Genomic DNA, 17,052 nt, shown 5'->3' on the forward strand with positions numbered 1-17,052 from the left:
GTTGCGACGGGCGCCATCCGGGCCTATGGTCCAAGCGAGGTCTGCCTGCAATGGGCATGCACTGACTCACCGCCCGTTGCTGTCCATCCAGTGCGACCCCCACAGGAGGTGACAACATGCCAAACGACTCCCGCCCCGCCGTGCTCGAACTGATCGGCAACACGCCGCTGGTGCGCGTCAGCCGCTTCGATACCGGCCCGTGCACGCTGTTTCTCAAACTCGAATCGCAGAACCCCGGCGGCTCGATCAAGGACCGTATCGGCCTGGCGATGATCGATGCCGCCGAGCGCGATGGTCGCCTCAAACCCGGCGGCACCATCGTCGAAGCCACCGCTGGCAACACTGGCCTGGGCCTGGCGCTGGTCGGCCGCGCCAAGGGCTATCGGGTGGTGCTGGTGGTGCCGGACAAGATGTCCACGGAGAAGGTCTTGCACTTGAAGGCCATGGGCGCCGAGGTACACATCACCCGCTCCGATGTCGGCAAAGGCCATCCCGAGTATTACCAGGACGTGGCGGCGCGACTGGCCAAGGAAATTCCCGACGCGTTCTTCGCCGATCAATTCAACAACCCGGCCAACCCGCTGGCCCACGAATGCAGCACCGCGCCAGAGATCTGGGCGCAGACTCAGCATGATCTGGACGCGATTGTGGTCGGCGTCGGTTCCGCCGGCACGCTCACCGGTCTGACCCGATTCTTCAAGCGCGTGCAGCCGGACCTGGAAATGGTCCTGGCCGATCCGGTCGGCTCGGTGATGGCCGAATACAGCCGCAGTGGCATTCTCGGCAAGCCCGGTTCGTGGGCGGTGGAAGGCATTGGCGAAGACTTTATTCCATCGATCACCGACCTCTCCAGCGTGCGCCACGCCTACTCGATCAGCGATGAAGAAAGCTTCGACCACGCGCGCCAACTGCTGCGCGCCGAAGGCATTCTCGGCGGCTCCTCCACCGGCACCTTGCTGGCCGCAGCCCTGCGTTACTGCCGCGAGCAAACCGAGCCGAAACGCGTGGTCACCTTCGTTTGCGACACCGGCACCCGCTACCTGTCGAAGGTCTACAACGACCAATGGATGAACGACCAGGGCCTGTTGCAGTACAAACGCTACGGCGACCTGCGCGACCTGATCTCCAGGCGTTTCGAAGATGGCCGGGTGATCAGCGTCGGCCCGGACGACACGTTGCTCACCGCGTTCCAGCGCATGCGTTTGGCGGACGTGTCACAACTGCCGGTGCTGGTGGATGGCAAGCAACTGGTCGGCGTGATCGACGAATCCGACATTCTGCTCGGCATGCAGGAAGACGCCTCGCACTTTCGCTTGACCGTGGCCAGCGCGATGACCGACAAGGTGCAAACCCTGTCGCCCGGCGCCAGCCTGCCTGAACTGCAAGCCGAACTCGACCGCGGCCTGGTGGCGATCATCGCCGACGCCTCGGGCTTCCACGGCCTGATTACCCGCGTCGACCTTCTCAATCATTTACGGAGATCCCTTACATGAGTCAGCACGATGAAACCGGTGCGCCGCGCGCCTTCGCCACGCGGGTGATCCACGCTGGCCAGGTGCCGGACCCGTCCACCGGGGCGCTGATGCCGCCGATCTACGCCAACTCCACCTACTTGCAATCGAGCCCCGGCGTGCACAAGGGCCTCGATTACGGGCGCTCGCACAACCCGACGCGATTTGCCCTGGAACGCTGCGTCGCCGACCTTGAAGGCGGCACCCAAGCCTTCGCCTTCGCCTCCGGGCTGGCAGCGATCTCCACCGTGCTCGAACTGCTCGACGCCGGCTCGCACATCGTCTCCGGCAATGACCTGTACGGCGGCACCTTCCGCCTGTTCGACAAAGTGCGCCAACGCAGCGCCGGGCATCGCTTCAGCTACGTCGACTTGACCAGCCTGGCGAACTTCGAAGCCTCGCTGCAAGACGACACGCGCATGGTCTGGGTCGAGACGCCGAGCAATCCCCTGCTCAGCCTCACCGACCTCAGCGCCATCGCCCGCACCTGCCGCGACCGAGGCATCATCTGCGTCGCCGACAACACCTTCGCCAGCCCATGGATACAACGTCCGCTGGAGCTGGGCTTCGACATCGTCGTGCACTCGACCACCAAATACCTGAACGGCCACTCCGACGTGATTGGTGGCATCGCCATCGTCGGGCAAAACCCGGAACTGGCCGAACGCCTGGGCTTCCTGCAGAACTCCGTCGGCGCCATCTCCGGCCCGTTCGACGCCTTCCTCACCCTGCGCGGCGTGAAAACCCTGGCCCTGCGCATGGAACGCCACTGCAGCAACGCGCTGGAACTGGCGCAATGGCTGGAAGCCCAGCCGCAAGTGTCACGGGTTTACTATCCGGGGCTGCCATCACACCCGCAGCATGAATTGGCGCGGCGGCAAATGCGGGGTTTTGGCGGGATGATTTCCGTCGACCTGAACACCGACCTGGCGGGTGCCACGCGCTTCCTTGAGAACGTGAAAATCTTCGCCCTGGCCGAGAGTTTGGGTGGGGTGGAAAGTTTGATTGAACATCCAGCGATCATGACCCATGCCAGCATTCCGGCTGAAACGCGGGCGCAGTTGGGGATTGGGGATGGGTTGGTGCGGTTGTCGGTGGGGGTTGAGGATGTGGAGGATTTAAGGGCGGATTTGGCGCAGGCGTTGGCGCTGATTTGAGTTGAGGGCTGGGAGTAGCGAGTCATTGTGACTGGCTGCTTTCGGCGAGTTGACATTCGACGGCGACAACGCAATGCCAATCGTCAGCCGCTTGTAGAAAGCCAGCTGGATCTACACCGGCACCGTGTCAAAAACACTGCTGCCGGGACTGCGAGTCGGCTGCCTGATTGCCAGTACGGACTTGTTCCCGCACTTGCTGAAACTCAAAAAATCAGCCGAGCGGCCCACCAATCGGGTCGGTCAGTGGCAGGCGCTGCAATGGATAGGCACCGACAAATTCCAGCGTCACCTGAGCGAGTTGCGGGACTTTTACCGGGTGCGTCGAGATGCATTTCAAACTGCATTGGAAGCGCTCTTTTCCGATCTGGCGGATTGGAACGTGCCGCAGGGCGGACTGTTTTTCTGGCTGAGGCTCAAGCAGCCGCTGGATACCCGCACACTGCTGAATGCTGCACTGGCGGCGGATGTGGCGTTCATGCCAGGTGCACCGTTCTTCCCCGAACCGGACAACAACCCGGGGTATATGCGCCTGAACTTCAGCCACATCGATCCTGCACGGCTGGACGAAGGGCTCAAGCGGCTGGCAGCAGTGGTGAGTCATGCCCAGGCGGCACAAGCAGCCTGAGGTTACTTGAGAGAGATGTAATCGCCATAGGAGACGGCCTTAACAATCCGTTCTCCTGCCACGCCGGTATGACCGTACCGGGCAATTTCGGAGACTATTGTGAAGCCCGGGAAGCAGTCTTGGGGACTGGGCATCCGTATTGAGTACTTACGCCGCCTGCCGCCGTATGGTCAGGATGGCAGCGCCGAAACCGATGAATGTCGCCCCCACCACCCGGCTGATCCAGCGGGACAACGCAGGCCGGGTCAGCACACCCTTGGCCCGCGAGGCGAGCGCGGCATAGAGGCTCAGGGACGACACCGACAATGCCATGAAGATCGAGGTGAGGATCAGAAATTGCGGCAGCAATGCCGCGTTCTGATCGATGAACTGCGGGAACAGCGCGGTGAAGAACATCGTCGCCTTCGGGTTGGTCACTGCCGTCAGGAAGGCCGATTTGTACAGTTTGGAACGAGTCGGCCGGCTTTTCTTCAAGTCATCCTGAATCCCGTCCGGGAGCATCGGGCCCTTTTTGAACAATTGTCTAATGCCCAGATAGAACAAATAACCGGCGCCGATGAACTTCACCGCGTTGAACAGCCATTCGGAACTGGCGAGCAGCGCCCCCAGCCCCAGCATGGCAGCAGACGACAGGCAGAACAGGCCACTGGCGTTGCCAAGCGATGACCATATGGCGCTGCGCTGCCCATGGGCCAGGCTATTGTTGATCGCCATCAAGGTCGCAGGTCCTGGGCTGGCGATGGCAATCGCGGCGACCAGGGTAAAAGTCAGAATCGAGTGAGAATCCATTTTCAAAGCTCGTGGTGGTGGAGGCTGGCATGTTACAAGAGCGAGCGTGACAACGAGTTAAGTGGTGTTCGGTTTCCCAGGCGGTAATTGGATTGAAAGCGCTCCTTGCCCACCGACAGCAATCAGCCAAAAGCAGCCATTGCGACGATGCAGTACGATACACGCCTACCGGTAGATCATTAGGGCTAACCCATGCAATTCCATGGTTTCGTATTCGGGCATATCGAGGTTGAGATTCAACACCGTGCGTACGACCTGCATAACTTCTACCAAGCCAGCACCATCAATTACGAAATCGTGGATAGGTCGGCTGTACTTATCTTTACTCGACGGACTGAAGCTTGGGTGCCGACCGAAGAAGCACGCAACATTACTATCAGCTTCCATGAGGTCGATTACTTTTCAGCAAGTGGGCGGGATGAACACCCAATTGATGGCGACGGTAGTGTTATTCATTCGATCGGAGCCGTGGAGCCTAACGCAGAGACACAAGCCTTTTACCTTACAGATAACATCCAACCAGATCATCACCTTGTCATGTGCTTCGAGTCTGGTCTGACATTACGAGTACAGGCCGCTGAAGCACGGTGCGAAATCGATTTTTAAACGGCATAAATTCTGGCGCGTGATACCTGCTTCGGGTTGTTTTCAGCCGGTCGCCACAGGCAGAAAACGGCAGGAACGGCCAGGAACGGACGATCGAGTCTAGTGAAAAGCTCAGTATTAGGAGTGAAGCAATGCAATGTAATTGTGGCAGTCGGGGCGACCTCGTAGAGATTGGTCATAACTATGCGGAGTTTTTCGCTGGTTTACGCTGCCTTGAGATAGGCCAATGGATCAAACTATTGCAGTGCCTTGATTGTGGTCAGTTTTGGCGAACGGATGAATGGGACAAATACCAAACCCTGTATGCGTTGAAGTTGAGTTCGCCAAAGGGCTGGGAGTCGGTCGATATAAAATCCTTGATAATAGAGCGTATGGTTGAGAATCACGGCGGATTAGATGCGTCTTTTTGTATAGCTAAGAACTGCAAGCTAAACGCACTCAAAGGGCGAGCATATTGCGTCCAACATTTTTACGACACTGGTGCAAGGGCTTGAGCAATCTGATAGGGCTGACTGAAACCTGCCAATTGCTGCCTGTCGCCACCGTCGGCTTTGGGTCGATTTATGCCTTTCGCCACCGGCAGCAATGGGGCGCTTTTAGCCCTTCGCAGCAGTCAGCGATTGGCCGTTCCCTGTCGGTCGTCACTGCGGCGCCTGTTGGTCAAGTGGAATGCAATTTTCCACCCTCAAAGAGTCCAATTTTTCCCGCATTACATTGGGACTCGCTCATGAAGGAGGGGCCGCGCCGCATAAGTGGCAACCAGCGTAATGAGGCAAGGTGGGTTCGCCAGCCGCTTTCGGATGCCCGGACGGTTACCCATTCGCTGTACTGCTGACCACTCAACAGTAAGGGCAGTTGTCATATCGCCGATTAATTCTGTTTTTTTTGGTGAATATCAGTGCAAGTTCAACCGAGAAATAGCTATTTTACGGTCTGACTTTTTTCATGATTTCTTCTATCATTTTAAGCGTGTCCGAGCCACGGCCCTCGATAAGTTCAACATAAAAATTGCTGTAAGCATCCGAAAGCTCCCGATATTTCCGAAGGTTTGACTCCTCCATGATGCGATGGCCTGGTATACCCCTTGCTTCAACTTGGGTATTGATCTCACCACGTTCAGCTGCGGATATCAAATATTCCATTTGTCCGTACAAAGCCAGTGCTGCCGGTTCTTTTTCTTTATACAATTCCAGTTGTTTTCGCAATTCGATTGCGGTCTGTTTTAACGCTAGAATATCCATACTAATTCCTAATTGTCGATTTCGCCAATGAGCTTTGCTGCAGACCACTCTTGCCGATTAGGCACTAGATATTGTGCCGCCTCTCCCGTTCTCGTGATTCTACCGTTGGCGCGACCTTGCTAACGAAAACTTCAGTAGGCTCAAGTGGCTTAATTTCAAAAATAGAATATCAGGCGTTTTCGCTGATGACCGGCAAACCGAGTGAATCCGCTAGCGTTTTATCGGACTTAGCTGCCGCCTGCAATTCTTCCATTGTAGTGAAAAATGGTGAGCAGTCGGAAATGTCTTTTTCACCCACAGGTACGATCATCACAAGCGGCGTTGTTATGCTAGTGGTAACTGGTACAGTACTTCCTGATGCCACTTGGCCAAAAGCTCTCTCTAAAAGACTTGCAGATGATGCCTTAGGGTCTGCCAATGCGAGTTTAGCGATGTATTTTTGCCCGTCCGCGCTCTGGAGATAATCATGGATTTTCTGGTTACTTAAGCCCCTTGGCTCAAATGTCTTTACCAACTTTCGTTTGTTTTCGGCTGAAACGAATTCAGTATCTTGCTTCGCGTAAAACTCGCGCATCTGATTTTCCCGCGCAAGCTTCTCAACTGAAGTGCCCCCCTAATCTGTAGCTCCGGATGCTCCAAAAGTAGTTTTTCGTTTTGCGTGAGCCATACAGCGAACGGCTTGTTGGAAATCTCTGATCGAAGCTTGGCACTTCTCGTCGCGATACTTTCCAGGCTGTTGACCACCCCCGCTTTCAAGCCGCCGATTGCCATCCCCCACCAAAGATCGATAGTGCGCAGATGACCACGCTGCATGCACTTCCTTTTCGGAGCCCTCCAACGTATGGATGACGGTGGCAATATGGTGATGCCGCCCCCAGCACCGCTCATCAGCTGCTGGCAAGGCCAAGTTGCTGCTGCATTACGGAAGCCGCGTTGTAGCAATTAAAGGAAATAACCTTTCCATGTTCCAGACGAAAAACATCGCAGCACAGAGCATCTATTGCCTTGCCCGTTGGAGCGACAATTCCTGAGGCAAGTGTGAAGACACCTTGATGCGTCCCCCGAATTGCGAGCTCGACGACGACATTCTCCGCGACATAGATGTTAAATAGCTCGCGGTGAACATCAGGAAATGCACTTGCGAAGTGCGTCGATAGCATCGCCAATAACCTGCCCGTACAACTTCAATCCGGTAGGGATGTCGCACATATCTCCTTCATCCGAGAAGAAGGAAACAAACTTCGCGATGTCTTTCCCGCTTCCCTCCCCGGCGGCGCACAGTTCTTTTTTGTGAATAGTTTCGTGTGGTATCAGGGCCTGGAGCCCGCGTCCATCTCGGAGGCCCGCGCCAGTGCTTGCGTATCGATATACTCCCGGATGTTCGTCAGTTTTCCATTTCGCACAGTAATGGCGAAGACCCAATCGTCCTCCCACGTCATATTCGTGGCTTTAATTCTCCCCCTGGCGAAGCCGACGACCAGAACCCGGTCTCCCTGCGCTACGAATTCGCGGGGCTCCATGAATGTGGTTTCCATCGATTCGGATTGTGTCTGAAACAAATCCGCCAATCCTGCGTGCCGGCCAGCGGCCAGTCCTCGCCTGGAATGATCCACTCGATATCTTCGGCAGACAACGCCAGCAGACTTTGCATATCGCCGCGGCCGATTGCTGCAAACGCATCTTTTACAAGCTGGACATTCTCTTGTACGTTCATCGAAATCTCTCCGTTTCTCTCACTTCAGATCGCGACGCAATGGACCTGACGGGTGTCGGCGATTCAGCCGATATCGACGTTCAAGGCGATGTCCCAAGTGCCGGCGCCATTTTTTGCAAGACCTATCATCATCAGGCCGAGCGCCTCGAGCGTCTGGGCCATGTGCAGGCCACCGACATCCAACGGGCGCAGCCCGAGACTTTCGATGAACGTGGAGACGCGCGCCTTGGCCTCCGGATTGTCGGCGGCGATGAACGCGTCGAGGGGGCCTCCCTTAGCGAGGACGTGGCCGAAGAGGGTGTTGAATGCCTTCACGACATGCGCGCTGGCGGGGGCGATCTTGGCGATCTCCTGCGCACCAGAACTTCCGGCGGGAGAGACAAGGCCCGTGAGGTCCGGAGAGGCCGTGTTGGTGATGTCGATGATTACCTTGCCGTCGAGCGCGTCCCCGTAATCGGCCATCACCGACGCCGCACCGGTGTACGGCACGGCGAGGATGACGATGTCGCCGGCCGGAATGGCCCCGTACTTCCCTGTGGTCGCTCCGGCTGCGAGCTTGTCGGCCAGCGCCTGCGCCTTGGCGGGGTCGCGGCTGACCACCTCAACGGTGTATCCAGCTTTGGCGGTACGACCGGCGATCGCCGCGGCCATGCCTCCTGAACCGATGATGCTGATAGTGCTCATGTGCAGTCTCCTCGTGAATTAGGGTATTGCTCGTTGTCTCAACGGCATCCCACGATTGATATCCCGGGTATGCCGAGCTGCGTGCGTCATTCCTCATGCCATCCCCAGGTCGACAGAATCGTTACCCGAACGGATCACGCATCGCGACATTGCTGTCCGCCGAGCCCGTTGCGCCCGGGCGCCCTCCTCGACTCAACTCAGCCGGCAGGGAAGTAATGGCCGTTGTCCAGGTCCTCGAGCAGGCCAGGCTGAGCAGGCTCCCAGTCGAGGGTCCGGCGGGTGATGAGGTTGGATGCCGGGAGGTCCAGCGTGACCAGATTCGCGAGGAACCCAAAGTATCCCGGCAGCATCAGTACGTCCGCGGGAATGCTCACGGCCGGCACGCCCAGACGGCTGCCAATGGCCTCGGCGATCTCACGGAACCGGATGCCCTCACTCTCGACCCCGTGCCAATATTTGCCAGCCTCACCCTTCTCCAGCGCCAGGCGGAACAAGATGGCGAGGTCACGGGCGTGTACGGCCGGCCACAGGTTCGCGCCTTCTCCCGGGTAACCGATGACGCCCTTTTCCTTCGCCAGCCCGATCAACAATGGAAGGAAGGCGACGTCGGTCGTGCTGTGCGCGATCGTAGGAATCCGCACGATCGAGGACCGCACGCCCCGCTCTGCGAGGCCGATCACGGTGGTTTCGACGATGTTGCGAACCCGCAAGGTCCCCTTGTACGCATCTCCGCCGGGAAGGGACGGGTCTTCCTCGGTGGCTGGTCGGCCCAGCTTTTCCCACCCGGGCGCGCCGATGCTCCCCGACACGACCAGCGGCTTGCCGCTTCCAGCCAGCGCCTCGCCGTACGCGAGCATGATCTGGAGTTCCGCAGCGGCCACGGCGTCAATTCCGCCAGTGGGAAGCAGGTCTTGCCGGTGCGCGACGTGAATGACACCGTCGGCGTCCGCCGCTGCCGCTTTGAGCCCGTCGAGGTCGGAAATATCCCCGCGACGTACCTTGGCGCCGAGTGCGGTCAGCGCAGCCGCGGACTTGTCGGACCGGGCCAGGCCGGTGACCTCGTGGCCGGCGGCGATGAGCTCGGGGATGATGTACGAACCGATATGGCCGGTTCCGCCAGCGACTAAAACGTGCATGTTATGGCTCCATATGCGTGATGTGATGCGAGAAATGGTGATACGGGAACGCTCAGCTGAGATGGCTGACGCCGATTGAGAAGTGGGTGTGCTTGACGGAGTGGGCGATGAGGCCGCCGATCGTTACTGCCATGTCACCTGAGCCGATAAGGCTGCTGGTGCGATCCGGTGAACTCCTTCAACGTACGATCCATGCTGGTCGCTTTACTTGCTAAAAGCAAGTGACATGAAGGGTTTTACTTGCAGCATGCAAGCGATGCTAAGATCCAGCCATGAAGACAACTCTTAAAGAAGACTTTCGGTCCCATTGCGCAGTGAACTACGGCGTGGAGATTTTCGGCGACCGGTGGTCGCTCTTGATCGTTCGCGACATCGTTTTTGTAGGAAAGAAGACGTATGGCGATTTCCTGAAATCGGAAGAGGGAATCGCGACCAATGTTCTTGCTTCTCGACTGGCCTTTCTTGAGAAGCAAGGCGTTCTCTCGAAGGCGCCCAGCCCCGACGACAGGCGCAAGGACTTTTACACGTTGACCGAGAAGGGCCTGGACCTCATTCCTATTGTGATCAACATTGTGCTCTGGAGCGCGAAGCATGATTCGGAGTCGTACGTGCGGCGCCACGAGGATTTGGTTGCTCGATTCAGTCAAAACCCCATGCAGGCGGGCGAGGAAGTGAAGGCGCTGGTCCGCAATGGCGGGTGCCTCTTTCCTGAGAGTGGGAGATGAACAAGGCGGCGAACGCGCCTTTTCACGGCGCGCAAATGAGTGGGTATCGGTCCTGATGACTCAGGGCCTTGGGCTCGCGACCCTTTCTGAGGCCCGCGCCAATGCTTGGGTGTCGACATACTCGCGGATGTTCGTCAGCTGGCCATTGCGAACAGTGATGGCGAAGACAAAATAGTCCTCAAACGTCCTGTTCGTGGCTTTGACTTTCCCCGTCGCAAAGCCAACAACCAGAACCCGGTCGCCCTGCGCTACAAACTCGGGGGGTTCCATGGATGTTTCCAGTTCTGCGGAAGCCTTCTGAAGCACGTCCGCCAATCCCGCGTGCCCGCGGTGCGTGCCAGCCAGCGGCCAATCCTCCCCCGGAATGATCCACTCGAAATCTTCGGCACACAACGCCAGCAGACCTTGCCTATCGCCGCCGCCCATTGCTGCAAAAAAGTCCTTCACAACCTGGGTATTCTCTTGAATGCTCATAAAGACGTCTCCATTGCGCTTGCATCGGATCGCGTGGTGTCGGTCATTCAGCCGGGGACGAGGCCAAGTTGTTGCTGCATCGCGGAAGCCTCGTTGTAGCAATGGAAAGAGATGACCTTCCCGCTTTCGAGGTGGAAAACATCGCATGACGGAACATCTATCTTCTTGCCCGTCGGAGCCAGCGTCCCTGAAGGAAGAGGCAGATCACCTTTGTGCGTGCCGCGAATCGCGAGTTCGACAACGACGACGTCTCCCGCGACATGGATGTTAAATATCTCACGGTGGACATCAGGGAACGCACTGACCATACCCGCGATAGACTCACCAATGGCCTTCCCGCGAAACTTCATGCCGGATGCCATATCCCACATGTACCCTTCCTCAGAGAACATGGAGACAAACTTCTCGATATCCGTTCCTTGCCCTTCCGCGGCGGCGCAGAGCTCTCTGACTATTCTTTCATTATCAATCATCATCATTCCTCTCCTTCATTATTGAGCACTTACCTGGTCACATAAGTTGTGGCCAGGACCGCCCTCAAAATTTGCGATCGAGATTTATCAGTCGAACTTGACCAAGTCCTTGAAGATCAGTTGGCCCCAGGTATTTCCGCGCGCCTGCACCAGCAGTCCACCTTCCGAAAGCCCGCCCAGTTTGATCGGCGAGTAACCGAGATTTTCTGCAAGCGCACCAACTTCCGCTGCGGCGCTGTCATCGTCGCTCGCCAGAAATACGACCCTGCTGCCACCCTGTACGGCCGGATCCTTGCCAAGGACGGCGGCACCCAAATGGTTGAAGCCCTTGACCAGTCGTCCACCCGTAAAGGCCTGCGCGACGACTCTGGAAGAAGGCTCTCCTCCCAGTTCCTCAGGGGACACGCCGTAGGCATTGGTCACATCGATGATGGTCTTCCCCTTCCAGGTCGGCAACGCCTTAGCGACGTCCGGGTGCGACTCGAAACGGACAGCCAGAAAGACGATGTCCGCCTTGACCGCGTCCGCCAGTGTTTTGGGAATGATTTGGGGTCCGATCGCGGCCGCGACAGCTGCAAAGCTTTCCGGTTCACGCGTGGTTGCAACGGATACTTCGATGCCATTGCGGGCAAACGCCTTGGCCAAGGCCTGGCCGATATTGCCGAAGCCGATAATTGCGTAGCTCATAAGTTCTCCTTGGGTTTACCGGGCCCTATGGCGCTCCGAATAATCGAATGGAGCGTCTGGGCGTGGGGCGTCAGAGTTGCGCAAGACCGCCGTCAACGGCGACTTCGCTGGCGGTCATAAAGCTGCTGTCCGGCGACGCGAGAAAAGCGGCCACGGCCCCGATCTCTGCCGGATCAGCCATACGCTGAAGCGGAGTCATCGCGGCGTAGGCTTTCTGGCCCTCCTCGCCCAGCGCTTCCTTCGCGAGTTCGGTCGCCGTCGCCCCGGGCGACAGCACGTTTACCCGAATGCCGGTGCCCTTCAGGTCCTCGGCCCAGGTTCGCGCAAGGTTGCGCACTGCCGCCTTGCTCGCGCTGTAGGCGCTCATTCCCGGAGCGCCCGTGGTGCCGGCGCTCGATCCGGTCAGGATGATCGAACCGCCCTCGCCCATCAGCGGCAGCGCCTTCTGAACCGTGAAGATCGTGCCCTTCACGTTGGTGTCGAACGTTTCGTCAATGTGCTCGGCGGTGATCTTGCCGAGCGCAAGCTGGCTTCCCGCCCCGGCATTGGCGAAGACGATGTCGAGGGTTCCGCGCTCGGCCTTCACCGCCGCGTAGAGTCGGTCGAGGTCGGCCAGATCGGAGACAGAGCCCTTCACCGCGCGGGCATTGGGACCGAGTTCAGCTACAGCGGCATCGAGCGCTTCCTGCCGGCGGCCGAAGATGAAGACGAAGGCGCCCTCCTCGATGAAGCGTTTTGCGGCGGCGCGGCCGATGCCGGTGGCCCCACCGGTGATCACAGCGGTCTTTCCATTGAGTCTGGTCATGTCGTGCATCCTTCCTGAGCGTTGCATGGAAGCAGGGAGTTGCTTGCTTGAGGACGACTATGCGACCCTGATTACCTAACGACAAGTATGCACTTTTAGGTAAGTACCCAATATGACGACGCCTTCTGAAACCTGCGACCCCGGCTGCGGGCTGAACGCCACGCTCCGCATCATCTCCGGCAAGTGGAAACCGCTGGTCCTGTTTTTCCTTCGCGACGGCCCAAAGCGCTATGGCGAACTAAAGCGCTTGGTTCAAGGCGTCAGTGACAAGGTGCTGATCCAGCAATTGAAGGATCTAGAGGCCGATCACGTGATAACGCGGACCGACTACAAGGAAGTACCGCCGCGCGTGGACTACGCGCTGACCCCGCTCGGTCGCAGCTTGGCTGACGCGATCATCCCGCTGTGCACCTGGGGGACCGAGAACATGGCGGAAATGGCAAGCATCTTTGCCAAGCGCGACACGTTGCCCTAGCGGGATGCTGAAGAACCGATGCGTCGCACGCCCCTGCGCATTGGTGGGAGGGCGGCAGGTCGAATGCCTCCGATCAGACCGTCGGGATGCGCGATTTTGGCGCCCTGGCCCATGTTTGTGTTGAAACGATAGCCGGAAGTCCGCTTCTGGCCGAGGCGTTGTAAAAACGTTTTTGAGCGCGACAGGTACTCAAAACCGGACTGGAAATCGCGCTTCTACGCGAAATCCACATCTGCTGACGTGCCAATAAATTTCAGATTTAACGAAGACGCTCACACTTCAATTTTGGCCAATTGTTTTGACACACTGTGGGCCGATTGCTGCCTGTCGCGAAGGGCCGCAATCGGCCAAAAGCGGTCAGTCATGGTTGGTATATCTCTGTCTCCGCCCAAAAGGGACCGGACGATCAACCACACCGATGGCATAATCGCAAACTGTTTATAACAGGGGCGTAAAAATGACGGTCGAAAGCTATGACCAACTCGCGATGTTCTCGGCCGTGGCCCAAGAGCGCAGTTTCAGCCGCGCCGCCGCCAGGCTCGGCATGTCTCAACCAGCCTTGAGTCGGGCGATGCATCAGCTGCGCTAAAGATAACCACTCGGCACACAGGGAAGTCATGGCGTCTGTATTGAAAATGCAGTTCTCGCAGGAGCATACGACAGCGACCAGCGGCATTACCCTGGGAGGGCAAGTCGCGCGAATTGAACAGTGGCCGACCAACCCCGACGGTGACCCGCTGACACTGGTCGCCACCATCAACTGCCGTCAGGCTTTCGAGTGCACTGCTGCTCAGTGCCTGCCCTCGGACGGCATGTTGTACGTGTTCTCCACCTACAGCGCATCGGTGTACTTCCTGGACAACATCACCTACGACGGCGCCATGTCGAAATCGGGCTCGCAGGTGAGTGGCTATACCGCAGTGGTCTCAGGTTGCGATCATGAGCTGCATCACAGTCCTGTTCCGGATATTCCCCAAGTCACGGTCATGCTCAGAGAAAAAGTACTGTCTGAGCACGATATCCCGCTTTGTTCTCTGGTCGCCATAGTGCCACCGAAGTGGGCTGAACTCCCTCCGCAACTTGCCGTCGACTACGAGTTTTTCTGTCAGTTTTACTCAAACGATTTCCTGGCACCCTTTGCTGATCTGTTTTATCTGACCGATGCCGTTGCGTATCTTTACCTTCGTAAAAAAGACAGTCAGGCCAAAGCGCCGGGTATTTTTTTCGTTGGCACGGCGTGATGCCCTGCCCCGGCAGTTGTAGAAATTCTTCATCTGGTGCATCCGAATGAACGTGCATTACACAGAAAAAAATCCGCCTGCCGGGGTCGAAAAAATCACCCGGGCAGTGCAACAGCTATCCATCAAACCGGGTTCATGGATAACCAGATTCTGGTGGTCCTGCGACGGCGCAATGATCGAAGACCTTGTGAAAATTTATTCGACGGATGAAATAGCCGAGCGTCAACAGACATGCGAAATAGCCGAGTACTTCCCCGGGTATCTGTTGATCGGTGATGACTCAGGCGGCCGGCTGATACTGGTGGACAGTTCTGCGATAGAACGTTTTTATCTGCTGGACTCGGGGTGCCCATCCATCACCGACGGGCTGGCCTTTTCATCCATGGATGCCTTGATCAAAGAAGTTGTGGGCTAATCCCGCCCATCACCGGCGCTGGACGACATCATTAGCAGCCCTTCATGAGGACCCTATGAAGACTTACAGCATCCGCGAAGTTCTACAGCAGATCGAGCACATGCCCAATGCCTGGTTCTACTTGCCCAATACCGGGTGGACGCTGGACACACTCGGCGCGTTCTCACTGGACAGTCGGGATTTCCCCACCAACTCGAATGAACACCTGCCACCACAGGTGCACAATGAAGGCTGGGTGGAGACTCTGGAAACGGCCATGATCGAGGATGTTATTTCCAACACGAACCAACAACTGGTCCAAGCCACACTGGATGATTACTTCATAGCGTTTAAATACTATTACCAGAACGATGCGTTCATCGTACTCAAGCCTGGCGACGACTCATGACCCGTACAGCGAGAAGCCCGATGTTGACCTTGAGTAGCGAACGTCTTCAACGAAAGATTCAGGCAGCATCCCTCAAGGCAATCGAACAATTTCGCAAGGACTTCCCGAACGCCGAGGTCTGCGGATTCGCGTTGTATTCAGACGTCGATGCGCGAAGCCTGGCGCCGGCCTTTAATACCAAATACCACCTGAAACGTGTGCAGGCTGAAAACCCCGATGACCGTCAGTACTTCAAGTGGTCTCCCGCCGAGTGGAGCCACGAAGCCTTTGGCGGACACTTCTTCGCGGACCTGTCGAAAACGCTGTGGAGCATGGCCGACGCAAGCTCCCTAGAAAACTTCGAACAGCATCGCAGACAGGTTTTTTGCGTTATGTGTGGCAGCCATGCAAAAGCTCACAGGCTCGACTTTCGAGCACGCCATCCATGTGTTTTCAGTTTCTGACTTTGAAAGCGCACCTGAGGAAATTGCCTGGATTTGTGCGTTGAACACCCCTGAGCAGGCTGTCGAATTCAAGTCTTGGCTGGAGCAACACTCGGACGGGTGATGTATCGATGTAGATAAAAGGCATTTTGAACCATGACCACAATTCGCAATCTGACTGTTTTTACCCCATTGCCCTCAAGTTCAAGGAAGAATATTGCGATGTACGCTAACGCTTCCGGCTCAGGGCATGACTTTGGATCAAGGACTTTCCAATGAATCTGCCACAATTCACCTACCACCCAGACCCAGTTACCAGCGGCTCGGTACAACCCTCCACAAACATCTGCATCAGCTGCGACCAGGCTCGCGGCTACATCTATGTGGGGCCGGCATACGCCGTCGAAGATTACGAAGCCTGCATCTGTCCCTGGTGCATTGCCGATGGGAGCGCTCACCAACGGCTCGGCGCAACCTTTATCGATGAAGACAGCATTGGGCTGGACGCTGAAGAAGAACTCGATGAAGCGCTGGTCGCCGAGTTGAGCCAGCGCACACCCGGTTTTAATGGCTGGCAGCAGGAGCGATGGTTTACCCATTGCAATGACGCAGGCGAGTTCATCGGCAAGGCAGGCCATGCCGAGCTGCTTGCACTAGGGGCAGAAGCAATGACTGCCGTGCAGGACGCGACGGGGCTGGAGGATGGGCCGCAATGGCACACGTTTTTCAGTGCACTGGACAAAGACCACGGCCCTACCTCCTACCTCTTCAGATGCCGCCATTGCTCTGCGCTGGGTGCCTATCAAGACAACCATTGAACGAAAAACCAAGCGCATTGAGTCCGATCTCACCGCTATAGCAAGGACTACTTTCATGTCTCTCATAGATACCTATCTTGCCGGTCTACGCCAAGTGTTGCCGACTGAAAACCTCGATCAACTGAAATTGGCACATGGCGCTTCGGCGACAGACTTGCAGCAGCTCACAGAGCATTATCCGCTGTGCCCGGCAAGCCTGCTGCAACTGCTCAGCCAGATCGACGGCACACACTTCAGGGACTACCCCGACGGCACCATCATGGTACTGATGCTCGGCTCGGATGTGTTCGAGTACCCCTATTACCTCAGTTCCGTAGAGCAGATACTTGAGGACGCCCACGCTGATACCGAGAGCATTGCGCAGATATATGAGGGCTACCTGGATCAGGAAACCGACCTGATCGGCCCGCGCATCGACAGCACATTGCCTATGAACAAACGGCTGTGCTTCTCCCACTGCATGAACAATGGGGGAACCTCAAGACTGTATATCGACTTCAACCCAGCCCCCGGAGGAACGGTGGGTCAAGTCATGCGATTTCTGCACGACCCTGACAGCTACAAAGTCATTGCGCAAAGCTTCGATCACTACCTGCAACAGCTGATCGATGACAACTACTCGTTTATTTACGAGGATGAATAAAGTCATCGTTGGTGCTTGCTGCC

General features: G+C 57.1%; 22 protein-coding genes and 2 pseudogenes. 13 read left to right on the top strand and 11 right to left on the bottom strand.

Annotation, left to right across the window (positions count from 1 at the left end; genetic code table 11):
- Window positions 1-116 precede the first annotated feature (116 nt).
- The 3 genes and pseudogenes from ACA071_RS18950 to ACA071_RS18960 form a co-directional block, all read left to right on the top strand.
- Window positions 117-1,493 carry a pyridoxal-phosphate dependent enzyme gene (locus ACA071_RS18950; RefSeq protein WP_497640571.1) on the top strand — a complete coding sequence of 459 codons (1,377 nt, stop codon included), beginning with the start codon at window positions 117-119 and terminating at the stop codon, window positions 1,491-1,493.
- Entirely contained in the window at window positions 1,490-2,668 is a 1,179-nt protein-coding gene (locus tag ACA071_RS18955) for a trans-sulfuration enzyme family protein (RefSeq protein WP_497640572.1), read from the top strand. The genes ACA071_RS18950 and ACA071_RS18955 overlap by 4 nt, the downstream gene beginning before the upstream one ends.
- A 40-nt stretch (window positions 2,669-2,708) precedes the next feature.
- A pseudogene (locus ACA071_RS18960) lies at window positions 2,709-3,293 on the top strand (aminotransferase class I/II-fold pyridoxal phosphate-dependent enzyme); the annotation flags it as partial.
- A 147-nt stretch (window positions 3,294-3,440) separates the two neighbouring features.
- Here ACA071_RS18960 and ACA071_RS18965 read toward each other — a convergent pair.
- On the bottom strand, window positions 3,441-4,082 hold the full coding sequence (locus ACA071_RS18965) for a LysE family translocator (RefSeq protein ID WP_497640573.1): 642 nt from the start codon (window positions 4,080-4,082) through the stop codon (window positions 3,441-3,443).
- A gap of 192 nt (window positions 4,083-4,274) precedes the next feature.
- Between ACA071_RS18965 and ACA071_RS18970 the strand changes: the two genes are divergently transcribed.
- Entirely contained in the window at window positions 4,275-4,688 is a 414-nt protein-coding gene (locus ACA071_RS18970; protein ID WP_497640574.1) for a hypothetical protein, read from the top strand.
- 926 nt (window positions 4,689-5,614) lie between these two features.
- Here ACA071_RS18970 and ACA071_RS18975 read toward each other — a convergent pair.
- From ACA071_RS18975 to ACA071_RS19000, 6 genes are all read right to left on the bottom strand, one after another.
- Window positions 5,615-5,929 carry a hypothetical protein gene (locus ACA071_RS18975; protein ID WP_497640575.1) on the bottom strand — a complete coding sequence of 105 codons (315 nt, stop codon included), beginning with the start codon at window positions 5,927-5,929 and terminating at the stop codon, window positions 5,615-5,617.
- Between the two features lie 169 nt (window positions 5,930-6,098).
- Window positions 6,099-6,503, bottom strand: a complete 405-nt coding sequence (locus tag ACA071_RS18980) for a hypothetical protein (protein WP_497640576.1) — start codon at window positions 6,501-6,503, stop codon at window positions 6,099-6,101.
- A 313-nt stretch (window positions 6,504-6,816) separates the two neighbouring features.
- Window positions 6,817-7,089: an ester cyclase gene (locus tag ACA071_RS18985; RefSeq protein ID WP_497640577.1), complete on the bottom strand. Its 273-nt coding sequence runs from the start codon at window positions 7,087-7,089 to the stop codon at window positions 6,817-6,819.
- Window positions 7,090-7,427: 338 nt separating this feature from the next.
- On the bottom strand, window positions 7,428-7,643 hold the full coding sequence (locus tag ACA071_RS18990; protein ID WP_497640578.1) for a nuclear transport factor 2 family protein: 216 nt from the start codon (window positions 7,641-7,643) through the stop codon (window positions 7,428-7,430).
- A 63-nt stretch (window positions 7,644-7,706) separates the two neighbouring features.
- The gene (locus ACA071_RS18995) at window positions 7,707-8,327 is read right to left on the bottom strand and encodes an NADPH-dependent F420 reductase (RefSeq protein ID WP_497640579.1); all 621 of its coding nucleotides are present in this window, start codon (window positions 8,325-8,327) and stop codon (window positions 7,707-7,709) included.
- A gap of 197 nt (window positions 8,328-8,524) precedes the next feature.
- The gene (locus ACA071_RS19000; protein WP_497640580.1) at window positions 8,525-9,463 is read right to left on the bottom strand and encodes an SDR family oxidoreductase; all 939 of its coding nucleotides are present in this window, start codon (window positions 9,461-9,463) and stop codon (window positions 8,525-8,527) included.
- A 272-nt stretch (window positions 9,464-9,735) separates the two neighbouring features.
- On the opposite strand from ACA071_RS19000, the gene ACA071_RS19005 reads away from it, so the two are divergent.
- Window positions 9,736-10,188, top strand: coding sequence for a winged helix-turn-helix transcriptional regulator (locus ACA071_RS19005; protein WP_497640581.1), 453 nt, complete (start codon window positions 9,736-9,738; stop codon window positions 10,186-10,188).
- Window positions 10,189-10,248: 60 nt separating this feature from the next.
- Here ACA071_RS19005 and ACA071_RS19010 read toward each other — a convergent pair whose 3' ends face one another.
- From ACA071_RS19010 to ACA071_RS19025, 4 genes are all read right to left on the bottom strand, one after another.
- Window positions 10,249-10,662 carry a nuclear transport factor 2 family protein gene (locus ACA071_RS19010; RefSeq protein WP_497640582.1) on the bottom strand — a complete coding sequence of 138 codons (414 nt, stop codon included), beginning with the start codon at window positions 10,660-10,662 and terminating at the stop codon, window positions 10,249-10,251.
- A gap of 47 nt (window positions 10,663-10,709) precedes the next feature.
- Complete coding sequence (locus ACA071_RS19015) at window positions 10,710-11,138, bottom strand: nuclear transport factor 2 family protein (protein ID WP_497640584.1); 429 nt, start codon at window positions 11,136-11,138, stop codon at window positions 10,710-10,712.
- A gap of 84 nt (window positions 11,139-11,222) precedes the next feature.
- A complete protein-coding gene (locus ACA071_RS19020; RefSeq protein ID WP_497640585.1) occupies window positions 11,223-11,822 on the bottom strand; it encodes an NADPH-dependent F420 reductase in 600 nt (199 codons plus the stop codon).
- Between the two features lie 70 nt (window positions 11,823-11,892).
- Window positions 11,893-12,627, bottom strand: coding sequence for an SDR family NAD(P)-dependent oxidoreductase (locus ACA071_RS19025; RefSeq protein WP_497640586.1), 735 nt, complete (start codon window positions 12,625-12,627; stop codon window positions 11,893-11,895).
- Window positions 12,628-12,739: 112 nt separating this feature from the next.
- Between ACA071_RS19025 and ACA071_RS19030 the strand changes: the two genes are divergently transcribed.
- From ACA071_RS19030 to ACA071_RS19065, 8 genes and pseudogenes are all read left to right on the top strand, one after another.
- Complete coding sequence (locus ACA071_RS19030) at window positions 12,740-13,102, top strand: winged helix-turn-helix transcriptional regulator (protein WP_497640588.1); 363 nt, start codon at window positions 12,740-12,742, stop codon at window positions 13,100-13,102.
- 457 nt (window positions 13,103-13,559) lie between these two features.
- Window positions 13,560-13,685 (top strand): annotated as a pseudogene (locus ACA071_RS19035) (helix-turn-helix domain-containing protein); the annotation flags it as partial.
- 52 nt (window positions 13,686-13,737) lie between these two features.
- Window positions 13,738-14,343 (top strand): DUF1963 domain-containing protein, encoded by a 606-nt coding sequence (locus tag ACA071_RS19040; RefSeq protein WP_497645343.1) that lies wholly within the window; start codon window positions 13,738-13,740, stop codon window positions 14,341-14,343.
- 46 nt (window positions 14,344-14,389) lie between these two features.
- Window positions 14,390-14,758: a hypothetical protein gene (locus tag ACA071_RS19045; RefSeq protein WP_497640589.1), complete on the top strand. Its 369-nt coding sequence runs from the start codon at window positions 14,390-14,392 to the stop codon at window positions 14,756-14,758.
- Window positions 14,759-14,813: 55 nt separating this feature from the next.
- Window positions 14,814-15,146, top strand: coding sequence for a DUF7716 domain-containing protein (locus ACA071_RS19050; RefSeq protein ID WP_497640590.1), 333 nt, complete (start codon window positions 14,814-14,816; stop codon window positions 15,144-15,146).
- A complete protein-coding gene (locus ACA071_RS19055; RefSeq protein ID WP_497640591.1) occupies window positions 15,143-15,589 on the top strand; it encodes a DUF4303 domain-containing protein in 447 nt (148 codons plus the stop codon). The genes ACA071_RS19050 and ACA071_RS19055 overlap by 4 nt, the downstream gene beginning before the upstream one ends.
- 254 nt (window positions 15,590-15,843) lie before the next feature.
- Entirely contained in the window at window positions 15,844-16,386 is a 543-nt protein-coding gene (locus tag ACA071_RS19060; RefSeq protein WP_497640593.1) for a CbrC family protein, read from the top strand.
- A gap of 55 nt (window positions 16,387-16,441) precedes the next feature.
- On the top strand, window positions 16,442-17,029 hold the full coding sequence (locus ACA071_RS19065) for an SMI1/KNR4 family protein (protein ID WP_497640594.1): 588 nt from the start codon (window positions 16,442-16,444) through the stop codon (window positions 17,027-17,029).
- The last annotated feature ends 23 nt before the right edge of the window (window positions 17,030-17,052 follow it).

It is taken from the genome of Pseudomonas sp. LBUM1646 (assembly GCF_059716165.1).